This is a genomic window from Paenibacillus cellulositrophicus, assembly GCF_009363095.1.
In the GTDB taxonomy this organism is placed as follows: domain Bacteria; phylum Bacillota; class Bacilli; order Paenibacillales; family Paenibacillaceae; genus Paenibacillus_AQ; species Paenibacillus_AQ favisporus.
The window spans coordinates 23072-35522 of sequence record NZ_CP045296.1; the positions used below are offsets into that span (position 1 = coordinate 23072).

A 12451-nucleotide genomic window follows, 5' to 3' on the forward strand; every position below is an offset into this window, starting at 1 on the left:
GCATTCCTGTGACGGATATTTTGAAAGTGACCGGCCTGAGCAAAGTCTATCCGGGCAAAGTAACCACCCGCGCATTAACCAATATTCAGCTGACGATCAAGCAAGGCGAATTTGTCGGCATTATGGGGCCCTCGGGAAGCGGCAAAACGACGCTGCTGAACATGGTGTCCACGATCGATGCCCCAAGCTCCGGGGAGGTGCTGATCAACGGGCAGAATCCCCACAAGCTGAAAAAGAAGGAACTGGCGGGATTCCGCCGGCGCCAGCTGGGCTTTGTTTTCCAGGACTTCAACCTGCTGGATACCCTTACCGTGGCCGAAAACATCGTGCTTCCGCTGACGCTGGACCGGGTCAAGCTGTCGGATATTGAAGCGCGGCTAACGCTGATTGCAGACAAGCTTGGCATTACCGATATTTTAAACAAACGCACTTATGAGATTTCCGGTGGACAGCGGCAGCGTGCCGCCATCGCGCGGGCAATCATCCCTTCGCCGTCCCTGCTGCTCGCCGATGAGCCGACAGGGGCGCTGGATTCCGCATCCTCCCGCAACGTGATGGAGACGATGGAGAAGCTGAACGTCGCCGACCGCGTGACGATGATGCTGGTAACGCATGACCCCCAGGCCGCAAGCTACTGCCACCGGGTGGTTTTCATCAAGGACGGCGAGCTGTCGGGAGAAATTCACCGGGGAGAGAGCCGGCAGGCCTTTTTCCAAAAGATCATCGAGATGCTGTCTTTCCTGGGAGGTAACGCACATGAGCTTTCCTCAATTCGCGTTTAACAACGTCAAGCGCAACGCCAGGGCTTATTTCGCTTACTATCTCAGCAGCAGCTTTATGGTGATGGTGTTTTTTACGTATGCCTTGTTTATTTTCCATCCGGACATCAACAAGACCGAGCTTGGACACACGACGATGCTGGTCATGCTGATTATGGAGTACATCATTTACATTTTTTCATTTCTGTTTGTGCTCTACTCGATCGGGGCTTTCCTGAAGGCAAGAAACAAGGAGTTCGGCATCCTGACGATTCTGGGGGCGGAGCAGGGCCAGATCAGCCGCCTGGTCTTCATCGAAAATATGATCATCGGCGCATCATCCATTGTGACCGGGATCGGCTGCGGCCTCATTCTGTCCAAGCTATTCCTGCTGCTGAGCGCAAAGGTTGTGGGCATGGAGAAGCTGGGGCTGTACCTACCGGTCAAAGCGGTGCTGCTGACGGTGGCCGCGTTCGCCCTGCTGTTCATCGCTATTTCGGCGTTTACGCTGATCCTGATCCGCCGCAATCACGTCCTGCATCTGCTTCAGGGGTCGAATCGGCCGAAAACCGAGCCGAAGGCGTCCATCCTGATTTCCTTATTCGGGATCGCCCTTCTGGCCGCCGGCTATATGTCACTCCGGGTGAATCTCGTTCTCGCGGCTGTGACCGGGATTGCGGGGACGTATTTCTTTTTCACGCAAATTACCGTGCTCGTCATGCGTCTCTTGAAGCGCAGCCGCAGGTGGGTGTGGAAGGGGACGAACCTGATCTGGATTTCGGAAATGGCCTATAAAATGAAAGACAATGCGAGAGTGCTGTTCATGGTGACGGTCGTCACTGCTATTTCCTGCATGAGTGTCGCGTTTGTGATGTCCATCAACGAGACGAATAAAGATAATTACAGGGCGAATCCGTATGCCATCCGGCTTTTGGTGTATGATGACACAAGCTTGAAGGGTGATTTGGCGCTGATCGAGCAATCGCTGAGCCGTCAAGGCATTACCTATCAGACGATTCGTACGGAGCAATATTTTAGCGTGGTGGAAGATAGAACCTCTTCAGTCTCGGTTATGCCGCAGTCCATGTACAATCAACTGGCAGAAGCCGTCGGTGCACCGAAGGTTGGCAAGCTGGATTACCATCAGGCGGTGCATGTCATCCCTGCCACGGAGGTATCAAGGGAGCGTCCGGATTGGTACGACCTCAGGAAGATTACGCTGCGGGATACGAAAGCCAAGCTGGACATCACCGATACGATCAAGCCTGCCGTGAACGTGTCGCCTACACTCTCGGATATTCTGGTTATTTCGGATGATGAATTTCAGGCGCACAAAAAGCTCCTGTCCTCTGGACCGGAGTCATACCGGATTCAGGGCAGTATCGTGTATTTGATTCCCGAATGGTCGACAGGCACCGTTCCAGCGGAGGGAAATCCAGAAATCAGCATTGGCATGAAGCTGAAGCAGGAGGGGATCGACAGGGAATTGAGCGGCCAATCCGAAAACATCATCAGCGCCCGGGGCGGGGATTACTACTCGCTGAGGCAGTCCTTTGCGATGATGAGCTTTGCCGGTATTTTCATTACGGCGGTTCTGTCCATTTCCTCTGCGAGCTTCCTGTATTTCAAGCTGCACCATGAGCTGACGCAAGATCAGCGGATGTACCAGTCGATGTCCAAAATCGGGCTGAAAATCCAGGAAATGAGCCGCGCCGCAACGCTGCAGATCGCCGCCTTGTTCTTCGTTCCGATCGTAGTGTCGGTCATACAGACGCTCGTCGTGCTGAATGCCGTCCGTAAGGACTTCGGAGTCGGGGAAGTGAATTCATCCGTTCTGCTCGCTTCGATCGCTTTTGTTATTGTCCAGATGGTATACTTCCTGATCGTACGCTCGCGTTACGTTCACAAGCTCAAGCGTGTGATGGTGTAAAATTAAGAAAACCGTCTCCCTTCCGGTACATCCGGTGTGGAGGCGGTTTTTTTCATAAACTCGAAGTCCGGAAAATCATGGCTGAGCTGAGGTCCGTACCAAGTAACGGACTCAAACGATTTGGGCGCGGGATCGGCTTGCTCCGGGTGAGCCCTCAGTCTGCTTGCTTTGCCAAGTTCATTTCCGTGCACATCAGAATAAAAGCGCCGGCGCCGTGGAGGTCGTTCTCGCTCGTAGGACGGGCAATGTAGTGGGCGTAGTCCCCAATGCCTGTCCCGATGCAGATTTGACCGATGATCACGCGGCCGTTCTCGTCAAATTTCAGCGTGTCGATGACGCCCTGGTATCCTTTCCAGGCGTACTCTAGATAACTTTCGTCCAAATAACCGCACCGCACCGCTTTGGCAATGGCGTGTACATACAGGGCGGTACAGGAACTTTCCAGCCAGTTGTCCGGACGGTCGCCCTTGTCGACAACCTGGTACCATAAGCCTGAAGTTGAGGGTAAATCTTATTGCCAGGAAGGTGGGTTTCGGGAGCGTTACGCATTTTGGCCGGGTGTTCAAATCGGTTACGGGACATGCGCCTTTATATTATAGAAAGGGAAAATAAACATGATCCTGCATTGACAATTTCCTTCCCGGGGTTATAATCAAATTTGTTAATGACTTATAGAAAATGTTAATGGATGCTTGTCCGATTAGCGCCTTTTGCTGTATGGCAGCACTATGCTGCTGTGAAGGGCTAAGGACATGATCCCTCGCTACAATATAACCAGGGAGGAAAGCGGATGATTTGGTTGTTGCTGGCAGCCGTTATCGTCATTGGAGTATGGCTGCTCCGGAATATCCTGCCTGTCCATGGTCTTACGCCCATCCGTCCCGACGATTTGAAGGTCATCGCCAGGGATCAGGAAGACATCAAAATGCTGGACGTGAGAGATCCGGTGGATTATTTGCGGGAGCATGAGAATGGCACGGTCAATATTTCGCTGGGCCGGCTGCCGTATCTTTGGAAAAAGGAGCTCTCCACCTCCGAGCCGGTTGTGATTCTGGGCGGCAGCAGTCGGCAGAGCAAACAGGCGGCCCGATTCTTGAAACGGGTCGGCTTCCGTCAGTTGTATATCATCAAGGATGAGCCGGGACGGAAGAACCGCCAGGGCCAGACGGGGACGGCGGTATGCTGCTCCGATTGCTGCCGCTGATAGGAAATAAGCAATAAACGCAGGCATACGTTAGAATTTCAGCCGGCAAGCCCTCAAAGACAGTGCGTCTTTGAGGGTTTTTTTTGTTTAGAGATATCCGGTTGAATAAACATGGTGGCAAAAAGGGCTCACGTTTCCGACCGGAAGGTCGCTCCCAACGGATCTCCCAGACCGAAGTAGTGACGAAAATTGTAAATGAGCGGATTCCAGCGCCGGGGGTCGATATGATGTTCTCCAATAAGGATGTCGTCATGGGCATGGACCCGGACGGCACGGGTTTCCACGATCGCGAAGAACGGATCGTATTCCGGCACCGTCATCCGCTGAACCTGTGCTTCAATCTGGAGCGGGCATTCGGATATGCGCGATGGCTGCACGGCCTCGGAATCGACGGGGGTGAAGCCGCCTGCGGCGAACTTATTCTTTTCGTGCGTAAACCCCATGGCTTCCTTGAACTCAGGGACAACAGTCCTCCCGGTATAAGGGGCGATTCGCTCCACGTTCTCCCACAGCGGGGCGGAAGGAAGATTGATGACGCATTCCGGGTGAAGGTTCAAATTATCATAAGCTTTGCTGCTCGTTGAAATGCCCAGGACGATGTTGTCCCCCAGCGCAAAGGAAGAAGAGATCGGGCTGATATTGGTTGTGTGGTCTTCGTTACGCGTGGTGATCAGGATGACAGGCATGCCGTAATATAAAATTTTCGGGGTGATGGCACGGGTTTGCGGGTCTGCTGCAGTCATATGGCAAAACGCCTCCTTGTTGATATGTACTTGAACATTGTAACCGGTTCATATTACAATGATCATCGAAATGTGGAATGCAAAGGAGGGGGCAGGATGAAGGCAGGACCGATTGCGGCTCATCCCGCGGCCATGATCAGCGATCCTTCGCGTGCGGCGATGCTGACCGCCATGATGGACGGACGGTTCCATCCGGCGAGCGAGCTGGCTTATATGGCGGGAATCAAGCCGCAGACGGCGAGTTACCATTTGGCCAAGCTGGAAGAAGCGGGGATGATCGCCATGCATAAGCAGGGAAGGCACCGGTATTACGGTTTGAAGAGCCATGATGTGGCTGCGGTGGTGGAGACGCTGCTGTTGCTTGCGCCGCCGGTTGAGATCAAGTCGCTGAGGCAATCCGAGGAAAACCGCCACCTGCGGCGGGCGAGAACCTGTTACGATCATGTCGCCGGAGACCTTGGCATCCGCCTGAGGGACGCGATGATCGAAGCCGGCGTCATCCGCGAGGAAGCGGACGCCTTTGCTGTTACCGGGGAAGGGGGCGCCTTCTTCGAACATATGGGCATCGATGTGGAAGCGGTCCGGAAAAAGCGGCGCAGCTTCTGCAGCAAATGCCTCGATTGGAGCGAGCGCACGCCGCATTTGGCCGGCTCCTTGGGCAGCGCGATGCTTGAGCGGCTGCTCGAGCTGCGATGGCTGCGGCGCATGGAAGGAACGCGGGCGCTGCACATTACCGACGAAGGATCCCGCGGATTGCGGGCAACTTTTCATATCGAGATCCCCTGACCCTGAACTTCAAACGATCCGTGTATTGCAGAGCTTTCACGAGCCGTCGCAGCCGGGTCGTTTTTTTCGTGCTCGGCTCGATGCCGCTGCAGGTTTGTAGACCTTGTAGACATCGGTTTCGATCCCGGCTTGAAGACTTTCCTGACGTTTTTTTCGGAGACCGACGAATTTTCATATCCTGCTGCAACCAGAAAAAACGGCAGTGTTACCACGAATAACGGCGATTGTGGAGATTGCATGGCCTGTTTACAATTCAGTTCATGACGAACGCCAATTTCAACAATCATGGAGGGTGGCAGCGATGAAGCAGGTGAAGGACGAGGACATCAAGAATTCAGGGAGGTATAAGGAGGACTCCGGGCTTACGCGGGAAAGGTGCTTGGAGGCTATGGAGTTTATTCGGCGCCAGGTGGACCGGAATCTCCAGACATTTCAGGACACGTTTCCGTCGGAGGCCAGCACGAATCTGGTATACCGGCAGACTGGAAACACGGAGTGGACGCCGGCATTCTGGACCGGGATGTTGTGGCTCGCTTACGAAACGACCGGCGATGCCAAGTACCGCGCAGCCGCGGAAGGCCAACTGGACAGCTACCGCAGGAGGGTGGAGGAACGGCGCTATACGGACACGCATGACTTAGGATTCCTTTATACGCTGTCCTGCGTGGCATCCTACAAGCTGACCGGCAGCGAAGAGGCCAAGACGCTCGCCGTTCAGGCAGCGGATCTTCTGATGGAGCGTTACTGGGACAAGGCGGGGATCATCCAGGCTTGGGGAAATCTCCAGGATCCCAGGCAGCAGGGGAGGATCATCATTGACTGCCTCATGAATCTGCCGCTGCTGTACTGGGCATCGGACGTCACCGGTAACCCCAAATATAAGGCTGCGGCCGAGTCGCACGCCCGGAAATCGGCGGAGCACCTCATTCGGGAGGATGCGTCCAGTTATCACACCTTTTATATGGATATCGCATCGGGACAGCCAAAGTACGGCTCCACCGCGCAGGGGCATGCGGACGATTCATGCTGGTCGCGCGGACAGGCGTGGGGGATTTACGGCTTCCCGCTCTCCTACCGTTACACCGGCGATGACAGGTACCTGCAGTTGACGTCCAGGCTGGCGAATTACTTTCTGAACCGGCTTCCGCAGGACGAGGTATGCTACTGGGATCTCGTATTTACAGAAGGGGATGAAGAGCGGGACAGCTCCGCTGCCGCGATTGCGGTCTGCGGCCTGATCGAGACCGCGGAGCATCTGCCGCTGACCGATCCGCTGAAACGGCTGTACGAAAATGCCGCGCTGCGGATTTTGAAATCCCTGATCGATCATTATATGACCTGGCACGTGTCGGAGTCGAACGGCATTCTGCTGCACGCGGTATACAGCAAGCCGGGCGGAAACGGCGTCGACGAGTGCTGCATCTGGGGCGACTATTACATGTACGAGGCACTGGTTCGCGTAACCCGGGACTGGAAGCCGTATTGGTAGAAGGGGGCAACACGTATGGGAGAGCAAGAAGTGCACAAGAGAAGCGATCCGGCCACGGCATGGTGGACGGATGCGAGGTTTGGCATGTTCATCCACTGGGGACTGTACGCAGCGCTGGCCAAGGGCGAATGGGTCATGTACGCCGACAAGATCCCCGTCCGCGAGTACGAGAAGCTGGCCGGGGATTTTAATCCGCAGCAGTTTGATGCCTCGGCCTGGGTACAGCTGGCCAAAGACGCAGGGATGAAATATATCGTTATCACGGCCAAGCATCATGACGGGTTTGCGATGTTCCATTCCAAGGCCGATCCCTTTAATATCGTGGACGCGACGCCGTTTGGGCGCGATCCATTGAAGGAGCTTGCCGAGGCTTGCCGCGAGGCGGGAATCGTACTCTGCTTTTACTATTCGCATGTGATTGACTGGCACCATCCCCATTCGCTGCACAAAGAGTGTAACAACACCTGGGATTACAATCTGCCAGAGAAGCACTTTCCTGAATACTGGGAAGGCAAGGCGAAGCCGCAGCTGAAGGAGCTGCTAACATCCTACGGGCCGGTCGGCCTGCTCTGGTTTGATACGGCGGGCGGGTTATCGGAAGCGGACAGCCGCGATATCGTAGCCTTTGTGAAAGGTCTGCAGCCGGACTGCCTCATTAATTCCAGGGTGTCGCACTTCATCGGCATGGGCGATTATGTCTCCAAGGGCGATAACGAGATAGGAATGAGCGGTGAAGATCAGCGCCCGTGGGAAACGCCGATGACCCTGAACCAGTCATGGGGCTACACGGACCGGGACCAGGTTTGGAAGAGTGCGGAGGCGGTGATCAAGAAGCTGGTGAATGTCATCGGCAAGGGCGGCAACCTGCTCTTGAACGTCGGTCCAACGCCGGAAGGGACGATTCCGGAGCTGTCCGCAGAACGTCTGCGGGAGGTCGGAGAATGGACGCGGCGGAATAGCGACGCCATTTACGGTACCGAAGGCAGCCCGTTTCCGGCCGAGCTGGAATTTGGAGCGGTGACAACCCGCCCGGGACGAGTGTATGTGCTCGTTCATAACGACAAATGGCCTGCGGACAGCTTGGTGATGCACGGCATCCGCGGCGAGGTATCACGTATATACTGCCTGGCCGATCCAGAGAAAAAAGAACTTGCGTTCAGGCAATCGGTTGACGAGGGGCTCGATCTGCATGTGCTCAAGGTGGAGCTTCCAACCGAACCGGCTGACGAGCATGTGACGGTTATTGCCCTGGAAATGGCCGGAGAGCCTGATTTCGACCGGACGTTAACGCAGCTTGACGGCGGCCGGCTGCAGCTGGATGTCCCCCAAGCGAGCGTAACCCTTGTCAGGGAGGAAGACGAGGCAGCGGGGATTCCGGCGCTGCGGCAGGCGGAGTGGACCTTCAAGCTAGTTCAGCCGGGCACCTATGAACTGATGCTGATCAGCTTCAAGCGGCACGACCAGGATTGGCCCGGGCTGTATCCGGAACCGGTCGTCTTGGAGACGGATGGAAGCTGCCTGGTTACCGATCCGGCGGAAGACGGGGAGGATCCGGATTCTCCATCATGCCAGCATCCCTACATCCCGATACGGTCCCGATTGGGCCAAGTGACGTGGCTGGAGCCCGGAATCCATAGGCTGACGCTCCGTTCTTCCAAACTGAAGGACCCTTCTCCCAAATTCACGGAAATTTGGCATGCCGACGCGGTAAAGCTGCGTGCCGTAAGGCTTGTGCGGGTCCAGGATTAGCCGCCCGGATGAAGAAAAGTTAAGGCAGCATTAAAAAAATCAGTCCGTCATCTTACGAAAATACTGCGCTCCTTTCAAAGCGGCAGTATCACGGGAACAGGCAGGTTCCCTATACTTTGGGTACCGGCAGCTTCACATTAAATCAGAGTCCGGTCAACTGGATTTATTTCAAAAAGGAGGCGCTTACATGAGAAAAAAAGCAGCTAAAAAATGGGGTACTGCGGTGCTTGCAGCCGCCCTGGTTCTGTCGCTTGCGGCCTGCGGCGGCACCTCGGGGAACGATCAGCCGAAAGGGGAGGCGTCCACTAGCGGAAAAACAGCCGAACCGGAAAAATTAACCCACCTGACCTATTGGGTCAGCATGCACCCTGCTGCAGCCGCCCAAATGAAAACGTACGCGGAAATGGGCATGTATAAGGAACTGGAACGGATTACTGGCGTTAAAGTGGACTTCCAGCATCCGCCGACCGACTCCACCCAGGCTCAGGAGCAGTTCAACCTCATGATGGTCTCCGAGAAACTGCCGGATGTGATCGAAACGTCATGGATCGGGTATCCGGGGGGACCCGAGAAGGCGATCCAGGACAACAAAATTATTAAGCTGAACGATTTGATCGACCAATATGCACCGAATTTGAAAAAACTGCTGGATGAGCATCCCGACTGGAAAAAGCAGGTGACCACCGACGACGGAAGCCTCTATATGTTCCCGTTCTTCCGCGGCGGTGATAAGGTCCGTGTCTTCTATGGCCCGTCGATCCGCAAGGATTGGCTCGATAAGCTCGGCCTTCAGATGCCGACGACGATCGACGAATGGCATGAAGTGCTCAAGGCGTTTAAGGAGAAGGATCCGAACGGCAACGGGAAAGCCGATGAAATTCCGCTGTATTTTACGAAGGACGATATCGGCACGGATGCGCCTTTCCTTGGCGCATGGGGCATCAACTACGGCTTCTACCAGATCGACAACAGCGTCAAATACGGACCGATCCAGCCCGAGTACAAGGAATTCCTGGCTACGATGAACCAATGGTATAAGGAAGGGCTGCTCGACAAGGATTTCGCCGCTCCGAACGACAAGCTGTTCGATGCCAAAATGACCGGCAACCAGTTGGGAGCCGCTCCAACGTATAACGGCGGCGGCATCGGCAAATACGCCAACCTGATGAAGGATAAGGATCCGAAATTCAATCTGGTGGCCGCCCCGTATCCGGTACTGAACAAAGGCGATAAGCCGATTTGGGGGCAAAAGGATTTCGCCACGAACGGCATCGGCGCCGCCATCTCGACCAGCAACACGAACCCGACCGAAACGGTCAAGTGGCTGGACTATGCTTATGGAGAACAGGGCAATCTCCTGTTCAACTACGGCAAAGAGGGTGAAGCGTACACGATGAAGGAAGGCAAGCCGGTCTTCCTGCCGGAGGTGCTGAACCCGCCGAGCGGCGTCAGCCTTCAGCAATCCTTTGCAAAGCATAACCGTTCGACGTGGAGCGCTCCGTTCGTGCTCAGCGATGAATTCCAGATGCAGTATTTGGCCCTCCCGAACCAGAAGGATGCCTTGACCGTATGGTCCCAGCCGACCGGGGAACGCAAAATGCCGCTCGTGACGCCGACCAAGGACGAGAGCTCCCAATTCGCTTCGATCATGACGGACATCAACACGTATAAGGACGAGATGTTCCTCAAATTCATTATGGGCGCGGAGCCGATCGACAACTTCGATAAGTACGTGAAGAAAATCGAGGCGATGGGCATTAACGACGCAATCAAAATCCAGCAGTCCGCCCTAGACCGGTTCAATAAGCGTTAATCAAAAAGCATAAGGCGGCGAAGATGCCGGGCAGGGGATGTCCGCTTCCCGGCTCGCCCCTTGTTCCAACACCACATTCCGCAGGAAAGGCAGGGGGTTACATGTGGCAGGTAACCGATAAGAAACTGATGAAGAAGCGCCCGCTGCGCAGCCGGACCGATCTAACCACGGGGCAAACCATCCGTAAGGATCTCCGCCGCAACTGGATCATTTATCTCATGGCGCTCCCCGTCATTGCGTATTACTTGATCTTTCATTACGGACCGATGTACGGTCTCCTGATCGCCTTTAAGGATTACTCACCGGCACAAGGGATCTGGGGAAGCCCATGGGTCGGTTTCAAGCATTTTGACAGCTTTTTTAACGGCATTTATTTCTGGAGGCTCATCCGCAATACGGTCCTCATCAACTTCTATGATCTGCTGTTTGGTTTTCCGGCGGCGATCCTGCTGGCGCTGCTGCTGAACGAGATCCGCAAAATGGCGTTCAAGCGATTCGTGCAGACGATCTCCTATTTACCACACTTCATTTCGATTGTCGTGGTCGCGGGGATGATGTTTGACTTCCTAAGCCGTGACGGATTGATCAATCAGCTGCTGGGGTTCATCGGCGTCGATCCGATCGATTTTCTGAAGGAGGCCGGCTGGTTCCGTTTTATTTTCGTATCGTCCGGCATCTGGCAGGGCATCGGCTGGGGCTCCATCATCTATTTGGCATCGATCGCCAATATCGACCCGACGCTGTATGAGGCGGCCAAAATCGACGGCGCAAGCCGCTGGAGACAAACGTTCCATATCACCATACCGGGCATCATGCCCACGATTGTCATCATGCTCATTCTGAATATGGGGCACATGCTGTCGGTAGGCAGCGAGAAGGTGCTTCTGCTGTACAATCCGCTGACTTACGAAACGGCCGATGTCATTTCCACTTATGTATACCGAAAAGGGATTTTGGAGGCGAGCTACAGCTTTACCGCGGCGGTCGGCCTGTTCAATTCCGTCATCAGCCTGATTCTGATCGTGTCGGCAAATGCCATCAGCAAGCGCGTGTCCGAAAACAAACTGTGGTAGGAGGGATCATCCGATGATTGCACAAACGAACGGCGAAAAGGTATTCGGCGTGATCAATACGCTGCTGATGCTGCTGCTCTGCTTCGTTACACTGTACCCGTTCCTGTATGTATTATTCGCTTCATTGAGCGACGCGGCGAGCTTTATCCAGCACCGGGGCATCCTCCTGCGCCCGCTCGGATTTAACTTCGAGGCTTACAAAGCCGTCTTCAAGAACCCGATGATCACAAGCGGGTACCGGAATACGCTGTTTTATGTAGCCGCAGGAACGGCCATTAACCTGTTTATGACGGCTCTGGGGGCTTATGTGCTGTCGCGTCGGAACCTGTATTTTAAAAACCTGATGATGTTTGCGATCGTCCTGACTATGGTGTTCAGCGGCGGACTGATCCCGACGTACATCCTCGTCGGCAAACTCGGCATGATGAATACGCCTTGGGCGCTGCTGATCCCGGGAGCGATCTCCACGTTTAACCTGATTATTATGCGGACGGCGTTCCAGGGCGTACCCGTGTCGCTCGAAGAATCGGCCAAAATCGACGGAGCCGGCGAGATGACCATTCTGTTCCGGATCGTCATTCCGCTGTCGATGCCGGTCATCGCGGTCATGATTCTTTGGTATGCGGTTGGGCATTGGAACTCGTATTTTCCGGCGCTGGTGTATTTGCGTGACCGGACGATGTACCCGCTGCAGCTCGTTTTGCGCGAAATCCTCATCGCCAATTCCACCGATTCCATGTCCACCGGTGTGGCTGCGGACGACAAGTATGCGATCGGCGAAACAATCAAATATGCCACCATCATCGTGTCGACCCTGCCGATTATCTGCCTGTATCCGTTCTTACAGAAGTATTTCGTCAAAGGGGTGCTGATCGGCGCCATCAAGGAATAAAAAACTGCCCGGAG

Annotated in this window: 10 protein-coding genes and 2 pseudogenes; 10 read left to right on the forward strand and 2 right to left on the reverse strand. The window is 54.8% G+C overall.

What is annotated here, in order from left to right; translation table 11 throughout:
• The first annotated feature begins 8 nt into the window (after window positions 1–8).
• Entirely contained in the window at window positions 9–782 is a 774-nt protein-coding gene (locus GCU45_RS29915) for an ABC transporter ATP-binding protein (RefSeq protein WP_425281317.1), read from the forward strand.
• The gene (locus GCU45_RS29920) at window positions 757–2688 is read left to right on the forward strand and encodes an FtsX-like permease family protein (RefSeq protein ID WP_152403482.1); all 1932 of its coding nucleotides are present in this window, start codon (window positions 757–759) and stop codon (window positions 2686–2688) included. Before GCU45_RS29915 ends, GCU45_RS29920 begins: the two co-directional genes overlap by 26 nt.
• A 154-nt stretch (window positions 2689–2842) precedes the next feature.
• Here the strand turns inward: GCU45_RS29920 and GCU45_RS29925 are convergent.
• Window positions 2843–3184 (reverse strand): annotated as a pseudogene (locus GCU45_RS29925) (glycoside hydrolase family 88 protein); the annotation flags it as partial.
• A 2-nt stretch (window positions 3185–3186) separates the two neighbouring features.
• Between GCU45_RS29925 and GCU45_RS34345 the strand changes: the two are divergent.
• Window positions 3187–3300: pseudogene (locus GCU45_RS34345) on the forward strand (AraC family transcriptional regulator); the annotation flags it as partial.
• A gap of 178 nt (window positions 3301–3478) precedes the next feature.
• Window positions 3479–3892 carry a rhodanese-like domain-containing protein gene (locus GCU45_RS29935; RefSeq protein ID WP_152403484.1) on the forward strand — a complete coding sequence of 138 codons (414 nt, stop codon included), beginning with the start codon at window positions 3479–3481 and terminating at the stop codon, window positions 3890–3892.
• A gap of 128 nt (window positions 3893–4020) precedes the next feature.
• Here the strand turns inward: GCU45_RS29935 and GCU45_RS29940 are convergent, their stop codons facing one another.
• The gene (locus tag GCU45_RS29940) at window positions 4021–4635 is read right to left on the reverse strand and encodes a flavin reductase family protein (protein ID WP_152403486.1); all 615 of its coding nucleotides are present in this window, start codon (window positions 4633–4635) and stop codon (window positions 4021–4023) included.
• 96 nt (window positions 4636–4731) lie between these two features.
• Here GCU45_RS29940 and GCU45_RS29945 point away from each other — a divergent pair, with 96 nt between their 5' ends.
• From GCU45_RS29945 to GCU45_RS29970, 6 genes are all read left to right on the forward strand, one after another.
• Window positions 4732–5421, forward strand: a complete 690-nt coding sequence (locus tag GCU45_RS29945) for an ArsR/SmtB family transcription factor (protein ID WP_152403488.1) — start codon at window positions 4732–4734, stop codon at window positions 5419–5421.
• Window positions 5422–5722: 301 nt separating this feature from the next.
• The gene (locus GCU45_RS29950; protein ID WP_152403489.1) at window positions 5723–6910 is read left to right on the forward strand and encodes a glycoside hydrolase family 88 protein; all 1188 of its coding nucleotides are present in this window, start codon (window positions 5723–5725) and stop codon (window positions 6908–6910) included.
• Window positions 6911–6925: 15 nt separating this feature from the next.
• Window positions 6926–8659: an alpha-L-fucosidase gene (locus tag GCU45_RS29955; protein WP_152403491.1), complete on the forward strand. Its 1734-nt coding sequence runs from the start codon at window positions 6926–6928 to the stop codon at window positions 8657–8659.
• A gap of 187 nt (window positions 8660–8846) precedes the next feature.
• Complete coding sequence (locus tag GCU45_RS29960; RefSeq protein WP_152403493.1) at window positions 8847–10472, forward strand: type 2 periplasmic-binding domain-containing protein; 1626 nt, start codon at window positions 8847–8849, stop codon at window positions 10470–10472.
• Window positions 10473–10600: 128 nt separating this feature from the next.
• Window positions 10601–11545 carry an ABC transporter permease gene (locus GCU45_RS29965; RefSeq protein ID WP_116231734.1) on the forward strand — a complete coding sequence of 315 codons (945 nt, stop codon included), beginning with the start codon at window positions 10601–10603 and terminating at the stop codon, window positions 11543–11545.
• A 13-nt stretch (window positions 11546–11558) separates the two neighbouring features.
• A complete protein-coding gene (locus GCU45_RS29970) occupies window positions 11559–12437 on the forward strand; it encodes a carbohydrate ABC transporter permease (RefSeq protein ID WP_105443428.1) in 879 nt (292 codons plus the stop codon).
• The last annotated feature ends 14 nt before the right edge of the window (window positions 12438–12451 follow it).

Coding starts and splice junctions, on each gene's coding strand:
- GCU45_RS29955 (WP_152403491.1), top strand. CDS start 6,926: ATGGGAGAGCAAGAAGTGCACAAGAGAAGCGATCCGGCCACGGCATGG.
- GCU45_RS29940 (WP_152403486.1), bottom strand. CDS start 4,635: ATGACTGCAGCAGACCCGCAAACCCGTGCCATCACCCCGAAAATTTTA.
- GCU45_RS29920 (WP_152403482.1), top strand. CDS start 757: ATGAGCTTTCCTCAATTCGCGTTTAACAACGTCAAGCGCAACGCCAGG.
- GCU45_RS29935 (WP_152403484.1), top strand. CDS start 3,479: ATGATTTGGTTGTTGCTGGCAGCCGTTATCGTCATTGGAGTATGGCTG.
- GCU45_RS29965 (WP_116231734.1), top strand. CDS start 10,601: ATGAAGAAGCGCCCGCTGCGCAGCCGGACCGATCTAACCACGGGGCAA.
- GCU45_RS29945 (WP_152403488.1), top strand. CDS start 4,732: ATGAAGGCAGGACCGATTGCGGCTCATCCCGCGGCCATGATCAGCGAT.
- GCU45_RS29970 (WP_105443428.1), top strand. CDS start 11,559: ATGATTGCACAAACGAACGGCGAAAAGGTATTCGGCGTGATCAATACG.
- GCU45_RS29950 (WP_152403489.1), top strand. CDS start 5,723: ATGAAGCAGGTGAAGGACGAGGACATCAAGAATTCAGGGAGGTATAAG.
- GCU45_RS29960 (WP_152403493.1), top strand. CDS start 8,847: ATGAGAAAAAAAGCAGCTAAAAAATGGGGTACTGCGGTGCTTGCAGCC.